Annotated in this window: 8 protein-coding genes; 4 read left to right on the top strand and 4 right to left on the bottom strand. The window is 58.7% G+C overall.

The genetic code is table 11. The features are described from left to right. Positions 1–104: 104 nt before the first annotated feature. Complete coding sequence (locus CKW26_RS09050; protein WP_095048318.1) at positions 105–5,231, bottom strand: dermonecrotic toxin domain-containing protein; 5,127 nt, start codon at positions 5,229–5,231, stop codon at positions 105–107. A 192-nt stretch (positions 5,232–5,423) separates the two neighbouring features. After that, entirely contained in the window at positions 5,424–8,567 is a 3,144-nt protein-coding gene (locus CKW26_RS09045) for a transglycosylase domain-containing protein (protein ID WP_095048317.1), read from the bottom strand. Positions 8,568–9,093: 526 nt separating this feature from the next. On the opposite strand from CKW26_RS09045, the gene CKW26_RS09040 reads away from it, so the two are divergent. From CKW26_RS09040 to CKW26_RS09030, 3 genes are all read left to right on the top strand, one after another. Next, a complete protein-coding gene (locus CKW26_RS09040; protein ID WP_095048316.1) occupies positions 9,094–10,515 on the top strand; it encodes an amino acid permease in 1,422 nt (473 codons plus the stop codon). 224 nt (positions 10,516–10,739) lie between these two features. Then, on the top strand, positions 10,740–11,102 hold the full coding sequence (locus CKW26_RS09035) for a GtrA family protein (protein ID WP_095048315.1): 363 nt from the start codon (positions 10,740–10,742) through the stop codon (positions 11,100–11,102). Between the two features lie 223 nt (positions 11,103–11,325). Further along, positions 11,326–12,768 carry a hypothetical protein gene (locus CKW26_RS09030; RefSeq protein ID WP_095048314.1) on the top strand — a complete coding sequence of 481 codons (1,443 nt, stop codon included), beginning with the start codon at positions 11,326–11,328 and terminating at the stop codon, positions 12,766–12,768. Here CKW26_RS09030 and CKW26_RS09025 read toward each other — a convergent pair. Then, positions 12,677–14,296 carry an FMN-binding glutamate synthase family protein gene (locus CKW26_RS09025; RefSeq protein ID WP_095048313.1) on the bottom strand — a complete coding sequence of 540 codons (1,620 nt, stop codon included), beginning with the start codon at positions 14,294–14,296 and terminating at the stop codon, positions 12,677–12,679. The two genes, CKW26_RS09030 and CKW26_RS09025, sit on opposite strands and share 92 nt — an antisense overlap. A 171-nt stretch (positions 14,297–14,467) precedes the next feature. Continuing rightward, positions 14,468–15,268: a LuxR C-terminal-related transcriptional regulator gene (locus CKW26_RS09020; RefSeq protein WP_095048312.1), complete on the bottom strand. Its 801-nt coding sequence runs from the start codon at positions 15,266–15,268 to the stop codon at positions 14,468–14,470. A 125-nt stretch (positions 15,269–15,393) separates the two neighbouring features. On the opposite strand from CKW26_RS09020, the gene CKW26_RS09015 reads away from it, so the two are divergent. Next, a complete protein-coding gene (locus tag CKW26_RS09015) occupies positions 15,394–16,215 on the top strand; it encodes a carbon-nitrogen hydrolase family protein (protein WP_095048311.1) in 822 nt (273 codons plus the stop codon). Positions 16,216–16,432: the final 217 nt, after the last annotated feature.

The raw sequence follows: 16,432 nt of genomic DNA, 5'->3' as shown, positions 1-16,432 counted from the left end.
TTTGGCCTGACCCAGAGCACGCAAGCCCGGGCCTATGGGGGGGCGAAAAGCTGTCGCAGGGGCCGGCCAGTCCTTGATGGTCTGACCGGTTTGCAAGCCTGCCGTCAGAGGTTCGCGATTCTCATGGCCTCCCGGGTCAATTGTCGGGAAAGGTCATCGCGCTGATAACCGATTTGTTTCTGCAGGTCCTGGTACAGCCTTTGGCTCAAGGGCTCATCCTTGAGTACATCGGCCACGGAAATGCCGAGTTGGTTCGCAAGACTTTCCAGTTTTTGCGTCAGTGGTTTTATCTGACCCGGATCCTTGAGTTCAGCCCACTGCGCTTTTATTTCCTTCAATTCTTCGACCCATTCGAGTTTGTTCTCAAACAGATGATCATTGCGCTCGTGTTGTGTCGGGTGAGTCTTGCGCAGGTGGCGCTCCCAGAAATTGTCCGAAGGAAGATTGATCATTCCATTGACCAGACCGTCGCCCTGTTCCCGCCTCATGATCATCCTGTAAGCCAACTCGATCTCCGCTTCGTTGACACCAGAACGAGGCTGGTAGCGCATGCCTTCAGACTGCCAGGGCAGTTCAAGTCGTTCAGCCAGTCCGGTTTCGAATGCCAGATGGACCTCGACCTCATCCGGAGCGAGGTTGTTCGGGTCGATCAGGTTCTGTTGTTCCTGACGGCTGTATTCCACGCGAGCCTCGTCGCTCACCAAGTCCAGCCGCGCAGCACTGCGGGCCAGGCGTACGAGGGTGTTATCCAGAACCTGGGCCGATGTCGGCGCTGTATAGGCTTTGGACACCAGCACTTTCATTCCCAGTGAATTGAACAATTGCGCACCGAGATCGCCGCAGTCCTCCGGGGACACGATCTGTTTGAACAGTTTTTCGCGCAGCTCCGAATCGAGGGCGGCGGCTTCGACCATTTCCCAGACACGTTGGGTCAGCTTGCGGCGTGCGGGCTCAGTCCGGTAGTCGGCGCTTTCTCTTTGTTTGGCAATCACGCTGAAAAAACCGGCGGAGTCCGGCTCGGCCATCAGGTCATGCCAGGTTTCTTCGCGGTATTTGCTCAGTGCCGAAGACGGGCCGAAACCGCCGGGTACATCGGCAACGAGTTGCCAATGGCGGAGTTCGTCATTGGCGGCGGGAAAATAATCCTGCACAAAACCCAGGCCTGAAGACTCTCGATACTGGCCATAACGCACCCGCTCTTCATTGGTCAGTTTTTCCGGGCTGAAACGTGCGCGGCTGAGCACAAACGCCTGATCAGAGCCAGGCGTGACTTCGGGCAGGGTATTGATCGGCGCCCCCCGCATGTCGAGCATGAAACTGCGTGGCCGGTGTCGGTTGGCTGTGCCGACCTTGAACAGTCCCTCGGGCCAGGTCTGGATGCCGGTATTGGCCAGGCTCAGCTCCTCCAGCCGGTACATTCGCCCGACATCCGGGGGTATGCGCAAGGGATTGCCGTTCAGGTTTAGCGTGCGCAGACGTACCAGTGCGTCGAGTTGTTTGCTGGAGCGATACGTCAAGTCGATACGGTTATCGGCCAGATCCAGATCCTCAAGTTGACGCATCTGGCCGATGCTGGAGGGTATTTCTTTCAGATTGCACTGGCGGGCGCTCAATTGGCGCAGATGAGGGAAGCTGCCGAGCAGTCCGTCGCGATTTGCCGAGAGGGATGTCTTGTTGAGCCTAAGTGCGGTGATCTGATCAAGGTGTTGCTTCATGCCGGGTTGCTTGCGCAATTCTTCCCACCAGTATTCGAGATCATATCGGTTCAACTCAGTGGTCAGGTCCAGCGTATAGCCTTGCTCTGGATGATGGATCTGTTCGTCGAACCCAGCGCTTTTGCGCTCGAAACACTCAATTAACCTTTCTTCTATGTGCCTCCCGCCAAGTTGCATGTAATCCATGGACGCTCCGTAGCCCGGATTTCCCTCGTCGTCCACGCCGGCGGGTTGTTTTTCACGCGATGCCTGTAATTTACGGTGCAAATCCTTGCGCTCGCTTTCCAGCTTTGCGATGGCATCGACTGCATTGCCCTCGCTCTTGCGCTGCAATATTTCAATGAACGTGTTCACCTCCCTTTCATTCATTTTCGGGTAGAGCTTGCCGATACGTTTTTCCAGCGTCGGCTCACCCCAAAGCCATGACCAACCGCGCACCAGCGTTTCGGTTTCAATCGTCGCCACCGGACGGATGGGCGGCTCTGCCAGCGCAGTTCGGCGCTGCGCAGGGCCGGCGGCCTCTTCCATGATCCACAGTTTCAACGGGCGTCCCTGGCCGCGCGAGTAACCCACGGCAGGCAGTGTTTCGGCAGGCACGGCATGCAGAATCGACTCATAGAAATCATCCGCGTCATGCAGCGAGCGGTTGCCTGCGTCGAGCACCTCATAGCGGCCCTGTGCGTCGCGGATCAGGCGCCTGACGACGGCTGCATCATCCGATCCGACACTGCAGCGCAGCGGGCCGTCATAGGTGCCATCGCGCACCTCCAGACGCAGATCGGCAAAGGTGTCGGTGTTGAGCTTGAGGGTGTTGAGCGCAAGGCGTTCGCTGTCCGCGGTCAGCAATTCGTCGTGATAAAAACCCTCATAGGCGCGGGCGGCGCAGGCTTCGAAATCCAGTTCTCGGGCCTGGACCTTGAGGCGTAACGGTAGGCGTTTTTCCTTGGCGATTCTTTGCAGTTCGGCGGGTCTGGCCTGGGCCACGAGTTTTTCGGCAAGCGGCAGCGGCAGATCGGGAAAGGTCTGTCTAACGGTTTTGATGTCGGTTTTGTCGGTTCTTTCCCCTGCTTGATAGACACGGCGGGAGACGTCCCCGCGACGTTCATCGACGGCATTGGCGAGGTGATTGCGCAAGACCGCTGCACGGTCGTCGCGAGGAATTTCCGGGCCCAGCAGGTGGTTGAATTCTTCATTGGTGAGGAAGTTCGTCACGCGATCCGGCAACTGTCCCGCATTCAGATCGTTGAGGCTGATGCGCAACGTCTCCGCCGGCGCAGCCTGCGGATTGCCGTACTTGCGCGAGTAACCACTCAGACTGGCATCGGCAAACACCTCCAGCGCTTTGCTGTAAGGCCAGCCCGGCAAACCGGTCAACACCGGTTCCAGCCAGACGGCCTGTGGATCGATCGGGCGGCCCGCGCGGATGTCGGCAGTCGCCGTGAGTACATCGTCGTAGGCGCTGAAGCGCTTGACTGTGTCGGCCAACAGCGGCGGAGGCGGGCTGTTGTCGATATGCATCTGACGCAGGGCGTCGTGATCGGTGCCGCTGCCGATGCGGATCTGCTCAAGTTCCGCGGGCGAAAAGCGTTCGACGCTGTGGCCCAGTCGTCGCATCAGCGCGTCATTCGGCCAGTTGTGCGGGGTCTCCGATTCATGCACCCAGGCGCCGTGGCCGTTGTGTTCGATTTTCGGCCGGTAGGCGTTGGCGCGGCTCGGGTGCTTGATGCGGTGGGTGTTGGACGTCGCATCAGTCGTGGCCTTTTCGACGACGTACAGCTTGCCTTCCAGCGGCAGGACGTGTTCGTTGCGGTACTGATGCAGGCCATGGCGATCGGGTTTGGCGCCGGGCGAGAGCATCAGTTCGTTACGTTCGTAGGGACTCAGGTCCGGGTGCCATAAGCTGTTTTTGCCATTGGGCAGCTTGACCGGTTTCATGCCGTCTACCAGCGACGACAGTTTGACGCGAAAGGTTTCGCCGATCTGCGCGCCGGCGGCGAAGGCGGCCAACTGAATGATGTCGGTGACCACACTGATGACATGCCCGGCAGCGTCCTGCCAAAGCCCTTCGGCCAGATCAACGATGCCTTCGATCACATCGCTGGTTAGCTGGTAGGCCGTGTAGGCCATCATCAGTTCGCCCAGCCCCGGCACGAATGGTGTGGCGATCAACAGCGCCACGTTGAAAATGTCCGAAAGGATTTTCTTGAAGTTGTCCCACCACGCCCAGCGCGCTTTGCTGTCGGTGTCGGCGGTGGAGACGGCGATCTCCCGGGCGTCGTTGAGGATCTTGTTGAGCTTTTGCTGATAGGCGTGGCGCCAGTAATCGCCCTGCAATTTCACCCGACCGAACTGTAGGTTGGGATTGTCCTGCGGGTCCTTGCGCCACGGTGGTTGCTGATCGGTGGGATCCTGACGCGGGTGATACCTGACGATGAACAGGCGTTGCTCAAGCTCGGCAAAGAAATGCCCGCGCTGCTGATGGTCGACAAACTGGCTGAAGAACTGACGGTAGGTCTGTTCGGTCCACTCGCTGAATCGGTCCTCACGAAGCTGGCGCACCAACTCCTCCCGGAAGGCTTTCAGAGAGTTGTACTCCTTGACCGGGTGATCCGGGTCGTGGGGAATGTAGACGATCAGGCGTCGAACACCGCGGCTGTCCGATGCCGTGTGCGTCAGCAGCAGAATCCCGGTCAGCCGGGTGCCGAGCAGCGACAGGTCAGCGCACTGCATCGCGCGGCCATTGAGCAGCAGTTGCGGTTTTTCCTCGGTCAGGCTCAAGAGCATTTTGTAGGCGTCGTACTGGATATCGTCCTTGATCAGCGCCAAATGTGCGGCGACGGCGAGGGCGTCCTTCTGACTCTGGTTGACCTTGTACTGCAGCACGCTCTCGGCCAGCGGTTCGCCGGGCAGCAGGTAACTTTCCAGGTGTTTTTTATACTGCGCGCCGATATCCAGATCGCGGCACAGCGCCTGAAACTGGCTGATGGGCATGGCGCTTTTGATCGGTACGACATCGAACAGACCGCGCTCATCGGGCTCGCTGATGTAGTCCGAGCCATGGCCGACCGTTTCACTGCTGGCGAAATTGTGCAGGGCGGCATCCAGCAGCGAGATGGTGCGGGTCACGACGCCTGCGGAAAGGTCGATGGCGTACCACGGTTTGTCCTTGGGCAGGTAAAGGCGCAGAAAGGTGCTTTTGACGTCCGGCTCGATGCCGTGCCGCTCCTTGATTTTTGCCTTGAGCAGCGGCTCGGCGAAGGCATGGAGATCGACTTTCGCCAAGAGATGATCAACCTGGTTCTGCGATCCCCAGGCCTTGAGGTTGGCCGCAGCGAGTTTGTTCAGATACGCGGAAGGTGCTTTGGTGTACCAGGCTTCATTCTTCAGTGGCGAAGCTGCCAAGGCGAGGCTCCGGCTGACGGTGGCACTTTTGAAATTGTCGTTGACGGCGGACTTGATGAATTCGTAGTGCCGTCCTTTGTCCGCGTTTTCCGCAGGCAGGGGAGAGAGAGACATGGCCAATCATCCTTGATTGTTGAGGAGTGATCAGCCTACTCAGGGCAGGGCAAAACAAAAGTTCAAAGATCGGGAGGCAAACCGCGTTGCCGGTCACCAACCCGACGAAAATTCGAATCTGAAAAATACATAAATACCACCCGCCAAACTGAAAATTCGTCACCCTGATGCAGAAAAACCCGACACGATTTGTTACCTCGCCGTAGGGCGCAGCGCTTCGAGCATCGCCACGCTGGCGGTCTGCGTCGGTTTGCACTGTGAGTCGCTGCCCGGTTGCAGATACGGCGTCAGAATCGGCGCCATGCCCTTGAGCACCTGCACTGGCAGGGCCGAGGTGAACTTGAAGTTCTCTGCCGAACGCCCCGGAACGAACGCGGTGAGGGTGCCGAAGTGGTGATCGCCGATGTAGAAAACGAACGTCGCCGTGCGGTTGATCGACTTCGAACTGAGGATGCGTCCGCCCGAACCGATGGCTTCGATGCGGTTGTCGCCGGTCCCGGTTTTGCCACCCATGGCCAGTGGGCTGCCATCAGCCAGTTTGAAACTGCCGGAAACACGTTTTGCCGTGCCGGCGTCGACCACTTGCGACAGTGCCTCGCGCATGGCTGTGGCGACCTCGGACGGCATCACCCGTTTGCCGACATGCGGGTCATTGACCAGTTGCGTTTCGTAAGGCGTGCCTGCGGCGAAATGCAGGCTGTCGATGCGCAGCGTCGGCATGCGCACGCCGTCATTGAGGATGGTGCCGATCAACTCGGCCAGAGCGGCAGGGCGGTCACCGGAGCTGCCAATCGCGGTGGCCAGCGACGGCACCAGATGGTCGAACGGGTAGCCGACTTTCTGCCAGCGCTGGTGAATTTCAAGGAACGCTTCAATCTCGAGCATGGTGCGAATACGGCTGTCGCGGGCGCCCTTGTGCTTGCTCTTGAATAGCCAGCTGTAGACTTCCTGACGTTCGAAGTGACTGGCCTTGACGATCTCGCTGAAGGTCGCGTCCGGGTGGTTCAACAGGTAGCCCATCATCCACAGATCCAGCGGATGCACCTTGGCGATGAAGCCTTGATCGGGCAAATCGTAACTGCCGGGACCATAGGAATCGTAGAGGCGGATCAGGCGATCATCAGTGAGTTTTTCGGTGAGCTTGGTGCCTTTAAGGTGCGAGCGGACGAACGTGTTGAAGTCTTCTTGGCTGGCATCGGGTAGCAGGTAGCGATGCACGGCGGCCATGCGGATCGGCGTCGGGCGCATGCTGTCGAGGAAGGTGTCGAGACGCGCCTGCGTGTCTTTGTTCCTGTATTTTTTCCAGAACTTGAGCTGGAACGCCGTGCCTTCGCGGTCGGCGAAACTTGCCAGGTATTCCTGCCGACGCGGATCGCGATCGTCCTTGAGCAGTTCGGCACTGCTATTGGGCCCTGAATAAGTGACATAACGCACCACATCGCGCATCAGCCGAATAAACGGCAGGTTGATCGATTCGCGCAGGGCGTCGCGCAGAGTCGGTATGCGACCGTTGTCCTCTTTGCGAAAATTGTGAAATGTATGCAATCCGCCGCCGGTGAAAAACGCCTCGCCGGGGCTGGCCGAGTATTTGCGGTCGAGGGCTGCGCCGAGCGTCTTCGACAGGTCGTGATCCTTGTTCTGGATCAGGTAATCGATGACCCACTGGCTCAAGCGGTCCTGATCGGGGACTTCGACTTTCTTCAGTTCCGGCACGCTCATGGCGCCGTACTTGTCGTGCAGTTCGGCGATGATTTGCAGGTAAGTGGTGAGCACGCGCATTTTCGCGGTGGAGCCGAGTTCGAGTTTGCTGCCTTCGTTGATATCGAACGGCTGGTCAGTGCTATCGGTCTGCACCCGCACGCGGGAACCGTCCGGAGTCAGTTCGAAGAGGGTAAAGCTGTAGCGCACTTGGGTGGTGCTGGTCGGGGTCAGCAAACGTTCACCGAGCAAGCCGATTTCGGCGGCATAGGCCGGGTCGGCGAGTTTCTTCAGGTAAGCGGTGGCCTGGGTTTGCAGTTCGCCCTGCAGGGTGCTGGTGGCCGAGAGGTCGAGGCGGTCGAGGTCGTACAGCGGCCGGTTGAGCATGCTCGCCAGACGACTGCGGGCAACGCTGATGCCCTTGTTGGTTTCGATCGGCTGAATGGTCGGCTGGGTCTGCCAGTCGCGGTAAGTGACTTTGCTGGCAAGGGCGGCATCGGCTAGCGCGTTGTCGATCACACCGTTCTGTTTGAGCAGGCGCAAATGGCTGTCGGTAAGCTCGGCAAGCTCTTCACGGCCCTTGGTCAGGTAACGCGAAGGGCGGCGCTGGGCGATCATCAGCGACAACATCTCGCGCAGGGCCAGGCCTTTGGCGGCCATGGTCTTCGCATCGGTGGCCGGGCTGTTCAGTTGTTCGTTGGCCTGGTTGAAGTCGCTGCCGTACCAGACGCGCAGGCCTTCGGCCATGCCATGTACTTCGCCATGCCCTGGCACCGCCGACAGCGGCACGCTGTTGAGGTAGTCACGCACGATGTTCTGTCGTGCCCCGAGGGTTTGCGGGCCGGGCTGATAGGCACGCACGCTGGCCGACATCATCTGCCGCAGTTTCTCGGCACCGGACACCGTCAGGCCATCCGGGGAATGCCGGTACTTTTCTAATTGCGTGGCTAACGTACTGCCACCCGCCGACTGGCCCGGCAGGCGCAGCAATTTCGCCACTTGTGACCACGCGGCCATGCCGAAGCGCGGCCAGTCCACCGCCGGGTTGGCCAGCGGCTGTTTCGGGTCGAGCAGGAAGCGGTTTTCGATGAATAACAGGCTGCTGACCACCACTGGCGGGATGGATTCGAAGCTTGAATATAGCTGTTGCGGGTAGTTGTACTTGTACAGCGGTGCGGCCCGGCAATCGGTGATCGACAGCCCGGCCTGAATCTTTTCGGAATACGGCACGAACAGGCCCTTGTCGGTGTAGCTGAGCAGTGCCGGGGAAAACCGCGCCTGTTCGGTGATGACGTAGTTGCGTTTGAGCAGGCGCGGCAGGAATTCATCCAGCGAGCTGTAACCCAGGCGCAGATCGAACGGGCCATTGCCCGGATAACGAATGGCTTCGCTGGGGCCGGGTTCGAGGGTGTACGTCAGTGACGCGGCGTATTGGCTGAGCTCACGCGCCTGGAAGCGCGAAGTGCGCATTTCCTTGGACGCAGCCAGCCCCACGACGATCGCGATAATCACCAGCAACAACCAGAAAGCCTTCCACCCATGCCGGTTGCGGCGGGGTTTTTCAGGGACAGGCGCTTCATCCACTCGTTCAGTCGGAACCACGGCTTTACTCGAATCGGTTTGCCACAAAGCGCCCATAGTCGATTGATCCATTCACGCAGATTGATCGGACTTGTCTGAAGCTTAGACGGTGGTTGGGGCTGGTGAAAAAAATGTGCGGGATGGGCGAGGGGAGTTGCTGAATAAATCTGGAAGGCGGGTGCCGGAGCGAAAATGAGCCTGAAGCAAACTTTGCGGCGAGGGAGATCTGAGCGGCCGCAATAGAACCGTTCAGCAATAAAGTTGACCAAGCGGACACATGACGATGCACCAATGCTGTGCAATACTCGGCGGCTTTTTCGGCGGCGAATATTCCTACGCAAAGCAGGGAATGCCTCTCGGCATACCGGGCTTTTACCGAGAGTTGTCGCTGAATGTTGTGGCTTATAGAGTGAAAACTCCTGCCAAAGGCTTTTTATACTGCACGTCCCGCTGATCTTGCAGGCTGTCCTGCAAGACGTGTCTGCTCACAAAGCAGGCGCGGTTTCATTTCAAGCCAGGGCTTATCGGCCGACGCTTCGACACTCGGTGGTCATATCCAATAACAAGACGAGGTTGCACCCCTATGCCAGTCGGCAATCAACTGCCTCACGGCGACACCGCTCAGGGCGGTCCGCTCAAACGCGAACTCGGCGAACGGCATATTCGCCTGATGGCACTCGGTGCCTGTATCGGCGTCGGTCTGTTTTTAGGTTCCGCCAAGGCCATCGAAATGGCCGGCCCGGCGATCATGCTGTCGTACATTCTGGGTGGTCTGGCGATCCTGGTGATCATGCGCGCTCTCGGCGAAATGGCCGTGCACAATCCGGTCGCCGGCTCGTTCAGCCGTTACGCGCAAGACTACCTCGGCCCGTTGGCGGGCTTCCTCACGGGCTGGAATTACTGGTTCCTGTGGCTGGTGACCTGCGTCGCGGAAATCACCGCGGTGGCCGTGTACATGGGCATCTGGTTTCCCGATGTACCGCGCTGGATCTGGGCCCTCGCGGCGCTGATCAGCATGGGTTCGATCAATCTGATCGCGGTAAAGGCCTTCGGTGAGTTCGAATTCTGGTTCGCCCTGATCAAGATCGTCACCATCATTGCGATGGTGATCGGCGGCGTCGGCATCATCGCCTTCGGGTTCGGCAATGACGGCGTGGCACTGGGGATTTCCAACCTGTGGGCCCACGGCGGCTTCATGCCCAACGGCGTGACCGGCGTGCTGATGTCCCTGCAAATGGTCATGTTCGCCTACCTCGGCGTGGAGATGATCGGCCTGACCGCCGGTGAAGCGAAGAACCCGCAGAAGACCATTCCTGATGCGATCGGCTCGGTGTTCTGGCGGATTCTGCTGTTCTACGTCGGCGCACTGTTCGTGATTCTGTCGATCTACCCGTGGAACGAAATCGGCACGCAGGGCAGTCCGTTCGTGATGACCTTTGAGCGTCTGGGCATCAAGACCGCCGCCGGCATCATCAACTTCGTGGTGATTACCGCAGCATTGTCGTCGTGCAACGGCGGTATCTTCAGCACCGGGCGTATGCTCTACAGCCTGGCGCAGAATGGCCAGGCGCCGGCCGGTTTTGCCAAGACTTCGAATAACGGTGTACCGCGTCGAGCGCTGTTGCTGTCGATCGGTGCGTTGTTGCTGGGCGTGCTGCTCAACTATCTGGTGCCGGAAAAAGTCTTTGTCTGGGTGACCTCGATTGCCACCTTCGGCGCGATCTGGACCTGGGTGATGATCCTGCTGGCGCAACTGAAATTCCGCAAAGGCCTGAGCGCCAGCGAACGTGCCGGCCTCAAGTACAAGATGTGGCTGTACCCGGTCAGCTCGTACTTTGCGCTAGCGTTTCTGGTGCTGGTGGTCGGCCTGATGGCGTACTTCCCGGACACGCGCGTGGCGCTCTATGTGGGGCCTGCGTTCCTGGTGCTGCTGACCGTGTTGTTCTACGTGTTCAAGCTGCAACCGAGCAACGTGGCGCAAGGTGCGGCGCGTTCGGCTTCGTAAGTTTTAGCGTCTGCATCAACCAAGCCCCGGTCGCGAGACCGGGGCTTTTTATTGCCCGTGCCGCGGATCGTCTCCAAGGCTGTGCCACCTGCGCTTGCTGCAGCGGCAGTGTGATGTCCACTCGTCGGAAGTAGCCGCGCACCTGTAATTTCTGACAGTAGACCTGGCACCTGCCTTGGCCTAGGTTGAAATTTCGCCAAACGTGGCAAGAGCGGGGCACCGGCATGAAGGGATTCTCGGCATTGACGGTTATCGGAATCGCCGATGGATTGATCCATTGGCAGATCTTTTTCGTCCTGTGCACGGCTGCCGAACTGACCCAAGCCGCCAGCAATTTCGCGGCTTTCTGCGTAGCGGCCATGTTCTCGTTTTACGTGAACATGCTGTACACCTTTGACAGCCGAACGTCGGTGCTTGGTTATCTGCTGTTTATCGTGGTGATGGGCGCGCTCAGTTTTGCCATCGGTGCGATCGCCGATACGCGTGATCTGCCGGGATTGCTGACGGTGGCGGTGTTTACACTGCTGAATCTGTTGCTGGGGTACAGCTTTTTCAGGTTTGTATTGTTTCGCAGACAACGGCTATGAAGACTTTTGCGGCCGTTGCATTTGTCAGACGAGCCTTTACGCCAGTGCTCGTTGATCGATTCGCGCTCGCTATCGTTTTGATCCTCGCACTACTCGTACGGTTTACGCTATTTCAGTACCCGCCATCTGGAACGATGAAGCCTATAGTCTGCTGCTTGCACGCGAAACACCGGAGCGCATCTGGGCGCTGACGGCACGGGATGTGCACCCACCGCTTTACTACATGCTGTTGCACTACTGGGTGTCGGTGTGGGGAGACTCGGCGTTGTCTGCCCGGGCCTTGAGTGCACTCGCGGATCTCGGCACTCTTTTACTGTGTATCAAGTTGATGAGCCTGATTTCAACGCGCAGGGCGACATGGATTGCCGCGCTGCTATTGGCGTTACTCCCGATTTCGGTGCGCTATAGCCAGGAAGTAAGGATGTACAGCCTGCTCGGGTGCTGGTTGATGGCTGCAACTGTTGCGTTGGTTTGTTGGGCGAGGGTTGCGGAGCAAGGCCGTTTTGCGGTGATCTACGTGCTCCTGATGAGCGCTGCTTTTTACACTCACTACTTCGCAGGTTTGTGTGTACTGGTGCATTGGTTGTTTTGGTGGCTGAGCCGGAATAACCGTCCCGGGATGGCGATTACCCTAGGGCAATGGCTACTTGCTAACCTGACTATCGTGGTCCTGTATTTGCCTTGGGTACCTCATCTGATTGCTCAACTTGCGAATACGACGGGCTTGGGTTGGATCAAACCGGTGACGCTGCAGGAGGCGTTGTCGCTAGTCTGGCAGTTCACGCTGATGGGAAATGGGGCTTTTCAAGCATCGGCGTGGCATCTCCTGCCTCTGGCGCTTTTACTGTTCTGCGCCACAACAGTCATCGCGGACTACTCCCTAAAGCGACCTTTTCGTTTTTTGCCGATTGGTTATTTTTTTGTTCCGCTGACAACGCTCTATGTGTTTGCCTTATTCCTTCCGCTATTCGTTCCTAGATATCTGGTTTTTTCGGCGCCCGCCATTGCGATGATTGCAGCGTTGGCACTTGACGGCATCTGGAGACGTCGAGCGTTGTTGGCGACTGTTGGTTTATTGCTTTTTGTTGTTGTGCAATTAAATGGTCTGACTGCGGTTTACCGGCAGACAGATGGCTTGAATGGAACGAATTACCGCAGAGATACCGAGTTTGGTCAGTTGGTGAAGCGGCTCAATCAGAATGCCCTTCCAGGTGATGAGGTGATCATTGCTAACCCGTTCTGGTACCCGACATTCACTTATTACGACACCACTGGTATTGATCCCCGGTTTGAGGTGCGCTCATCGATTGATGATTACCTGAAGCTGACCAGTCGTGGTCTTTTGAGCCTGATCAAAGATCCCGTAGCGAGTATGTATATTGATGGGATAACGGTTTTGGATTGCCGCAGCCAAAGAGTCTGGTGGATCACAGATGCTGATTTGCATGCTGACAGGCCACAGTTCGCAAAGGATCGGACTCCCGTGTTGACGATTCACGGGGGAAACATTTCTGCGTATCTGTTTACTGCCGATTCGGTGCCGGCTTCAGCGCAGGCCAGCACCTATTGCACACTTAAGCCACGGCCACTTCCTGCGGCTCAAAACTGTCCGCCCGCGCCATCTGCCACATCCGCGAATAGAACTCGCCATTCACTTCCCCGGTGAGCAATTCCCCCGGTTTCAGGAACACATGCAACTGCGAGAACAGTTTGATCTCGGTCGCCGACATGCGCCGCACCAAGTGCTTGGCCGACAGTTGCGACGGATGCTCAAGACCGGCGGCGGCAAGCATTTCTGCCAGCGCCTTGAGGGTATTGCGGTGGAAGTTGAACACGCGCTGTGCCTTGTCCGGCACTACCAGCGCGCGTTGGCGCAAGGCATCCTGAGTGGCCACGCCGGTCGGGCATTTGTTGGTGTGGCAGCTTTGCGACTGGATGCAGCCGATGGCGAACATGAAGCCGCGTGCGGAGTTGGCCCAGTCTGCACCGATGGCCAGTACGCTGGCGATGTCGAAGGCGCTGACGATCTTGCCGCTGGCGCCGAGTTTGATCTTGTCGCGCAGGTTCAGGCCGACCAGGGTGTTGTGGACAAACAGCAGGCCCTCGCGCATCGGTACGCCGATGTGGTCGGTGAACTCGACCGGTGCGGCGCCGGTGCCACCTTCCTTGCCGTCGACGACGATAAAGTCCGGGAGGATGCCGGTTTCCAGCATGGCTTTGGCGATGCCCATGAACTCCCACGGATGGCCGAGGCAGAACTTGAAGCCCACCGGTTTACCGCCGGACAGTTCACGCAGTTGCTGGATGAACTGCATCATTTCGATCGGCGTGGAAAACGCACTGTGACGTGACGGCGAGACGCAATCTTCGCCCATCAGGATGCCGCGTGTTTCGGCGATTTCCTTGGTGACTTTGTGTTTGGGCAGGATGCCGCCGTGGCCGGGTTTCGCGCCTTGGCTCATCTTGATTTCGATCATCCGCACTTGCGGGTTCTGTGCCTGGGTGGCGAAGCGTTCCGGGTCGAAACGGCCGTCGCTGGTGCGGCAGCCGAAGTAGCCGCTGCCCAGTTCCCAGGTCAGGTCGCCGCCGTGTTCGCGGTGATACGGGCTGATGCTGCCTTCACCGGTGTCGTGGGCGAAGTTGCCGAGTTTCGCGCCTTGGTTCAACGCGCGAATGGCATTGGCGCTGAGCGAACCGAAGCTCATCGCCGAGATGTTGAATACCGAGGCCGAGTACGGCTGACTGCACTGCGGGCCACCGACGGTGACGCGGAAACTGCTCGGGTCGCTCAGCGGCGCCGGACGCATCGAGTGGCCGATGAATTCGAATCCGGATTGATAGACATCGATCAGCGTACCGAACGGCTTGTCGGCGGTTTCGTTTTTCGCTCGCGAATAAACCAGCGAACGTTGCGCGCGGGAGAAGGGCAGGGCGTCGCTGTCGGACTCCAGCAGGTACTGGCGGATCTCCGGGCGGATGCCTTCAACCAGATAGCGGATATTGCCGAGGATCGGGTAGTTGCGGCGCACCGCGTGCGGGCTTTGTAGCAGGTCGAACAGACCGATCAGGCTCAGTACACCGGTGACGGCGGTGATTGGCCATAGCCAGTCATGTTCGAGGAAAGGCAGGCTGGCGAGGGTGAACATCACACAGACGGCAAAGAAGGCGTAGCGGCTCAGGAGTGACAGGCTCATACGGTTTCCTTGGTTCGGACTCAGAGATTTCGGCGAAAGGCTCAGGGATGTACAAAATCCCTGTGGGAGCGAGCCTGCTCGCGAAAGCGAACTGTCAGTAGAAAAATTATTGTCTGATCCGACACATTCGCGAGCAGGCTCGCTCCCACAAAAAGCAACTTCACCAAACGATCAGGCGTTTTGTGCCTGAAGAAAAATCGAAAACAGCTCGGACTGGGATTTGATCCCCAGCTTGCTGTACATGTGTTTCTTATGGACTTTCACGGTTTCTACGGAGATTTCCAGCTTACGGGCGATTTCTTTACTGGAGCAACCGCTGAGCATCAAACGCCCGACATCCAGTTCCCGGGCAGTCAGCTGCGCGCCCTTGAGTTGCTGCACCGACGCCTCCAGTTGCACCCGCCAGTCTGCCCGGACAGGGGCGGCGGCGAGGGCCACGGTTTCGTTGATCTCGTACGGCAGGCGCTGGCGCAGCAGGCCCAGCACCCAAGGCTGGATCAATGACAGCAAGGCGATATGTTCGCCAGTGAAACGTTTTTCACTGCCCAGCGACAGACACAAGGTGCGATCGCCTTCGAGCTGACAATTGAACTGGATTTCGTCGGCCACGACATTCAGACGAAAGTATCGCTGGTAATACTCGGTCAGTTCGAAATGCTCCGGTGCCACTTCCGAGAGGCGATACAAACCGGTGCGCGTTTGCTCGCGACAGGCGATGTAGAACGGGTCGAGCAGGTACAGGCCGCGTAAGTAATCCTGAAACAACGGGTCAGGGTTGCCGTCTGCGCCCGGGCATTCGGCGAAGACTTGCGGGTGTTGATCGGCGCTGAACAGCAGCACCACCCAGCTATCGAACGGCACGTATTGGTCGAGCAGTCGCACCAGTTGCGCCCAGAAATTCGGCTTGTCGAGCGCGTCGATCAATTGCCCGACGGCGCGGTGCCAGGTGATGTCGTCAAACGAAAGTGTCATCGATCTACCCCTATCGGGTTACCCCGGCCGCGTAATTCCCTGGCCGCTCGCTTGCTGCGCATACTGGCCCACAGACAGCCACCGGGCAATCTTTCAGCGCCCGCCGCTTATCACAAGGAATTCCCATGAAAGTCGAACTCGCGCAATTGGCAGGCCGTGACAATGCCACGGTCTACAACCTCGAACGCGCACTGGCAGCGATTGCCGCGTGTGCGGCCGACACGCAATTGATCGTGTTCCCGGAAACCCACCTGATGGGCTTCCCGACGGCCGAAACCGTGGCGCAAACCGCCGAACCGCTCGACGGCCCGACCGTCAGCACCGTGCTGGCCGCCGCGCGTGAACACAACATCGCCGTGGTGATCGGTATGGCCGAGAACGACAACGGTCGCTTCTACAACACCACGTTGCTGATCACCCCTGAAGGCATTGCCCTGAAATACCGCAAGACCCATCTGTGGGCGTCGGATCGTGGCGTGTTCGAGGCCGGCGACCGTTACACCACCTGCGAATGGAACGGCGTGCGTATTGGCCTGTTGATTTGCTACGACATCGAGTTTCCGGAGTCGGCCCGTGCCTTGGCGCAACTGGGTGCCGAGTTGCTGATCGTGACTAACGGCAACATGGACCCGTACGCGCCGACTCACCGCACCGCGATCATGGCCCGTGCCCAGGAGAATCAGGCCTTTGCGTTGATGGTCAATCGCGTGGAGGCGGGGGACGACGGCTTGATGTTTGCCGGTGGCAGTGCGCTGGTCGATCCGCTGGGCTCGCTGTTGTTCGAGGCCGGGCGGGAAGAAGGGACGTTCAGCGTCGAGCTGGATTTCGCGCGGTTGGAGATTGCGCGCAGGGATTACCGCTATCTGGATGATCAGCGTTTGAAGTTGCCGGGGGAGGTGGTGGAGCGCGGCGATGGTGTTCGTGAGTTGTTGATTCCACGCCGTTGACCGCTGCCTCACCCTAGCCCTCCCGAAACGTCGGACCGCCCATAGGGAGAGGGGACTGACCGAGTTGATTGTTCGAGGTACGCCGACCAGAAGCAACGGGTCGAACTCAGGTTTTACCCGATCGTTCCCACGCTCTGCGTGGGAATGCAGCCCGGGACGCTCCGCGTCCCAAGAGCGGACGCAGAGCGTCCATTGAGGCATTCCCACGCAGAGCGTG

The organism is Pseudomonas sp. Irchel s3h9 (assembly GCF_900187475.1).
GTDB lineage: Bacteria > Pseudomonadota > Gammaproteobacteria > Pseudomonadales > Pseudomonadaceae > Aquipseudomonas > Aquipseudomonas neuropathica.
This window is presented reverse-complemented; position numbering and strand designations above follow the sequence as displayed.

What these genes read in the sequence shown, in the direction of transcription:
- CKW26_RS09035 (WP_095048315.1), top strand. Translation starts at nt 10,740, where the DNA reads ATGAAGGGATTCTCGGCATTGACGGTTATCGGAATCGCCGATGGATTG.
- CKW26_RS09025 (WP_095048313.1), bottom strand. Translation starts at nt 14,296, where the DNA reads ATGAGCCTGTCACTCCTGAGCCGCTACGCCTTCTTTGCCGTCTGTGTG.
- CKW26_RS09030 (WP_095048314.1), top strand. Translation starts at nt 11,326, where the DNA reads ATGCTGTTGCACTACTGGGTGTCGGTGTGGGGAGACTCGGCGTTGTCT.
- CKW26_RS09050 (WP_095048318.1), bottom strand. Translation starts at nt 5,231, where the DNA reads ATGTCTCTCTCTCCCCTGCCTGCGGAAAACGCGGACAAAGGACGGCAC.
- CKW26_RS09045 (WP_095048317.1), bottom strand. Translation starts at nt 8,567, where the DNA reads ATGGGCGCTTTGTGGCAAACCGATTCGAGTAAAGCCGTGGTTCCGACT.
- CKW26_RS09015 (WP_095048311.1), top strand. Translation starts at nt 15,394, where the DNA reads ATGAAAGTCGAACTCGCGCAATTGGCAGGCCGTGACAATGCCACGGTC.
- CKW26_RS09020 (WP_095048312.1), bottom strand. Translation starts at nt 15,268, where the DNA reads ATGACACTTTCGTTTGACGACATCACCTGGCACCGCGCCGTCGGGCAA.
- CKW26_RS09040 (WP_095048316.1), top strand. Translation starts at nt 9,094, where the DNA reads ATGCCAGTCGGCAATCAACTGCCTCACGGCGACACCGCTCAGGGCGGT.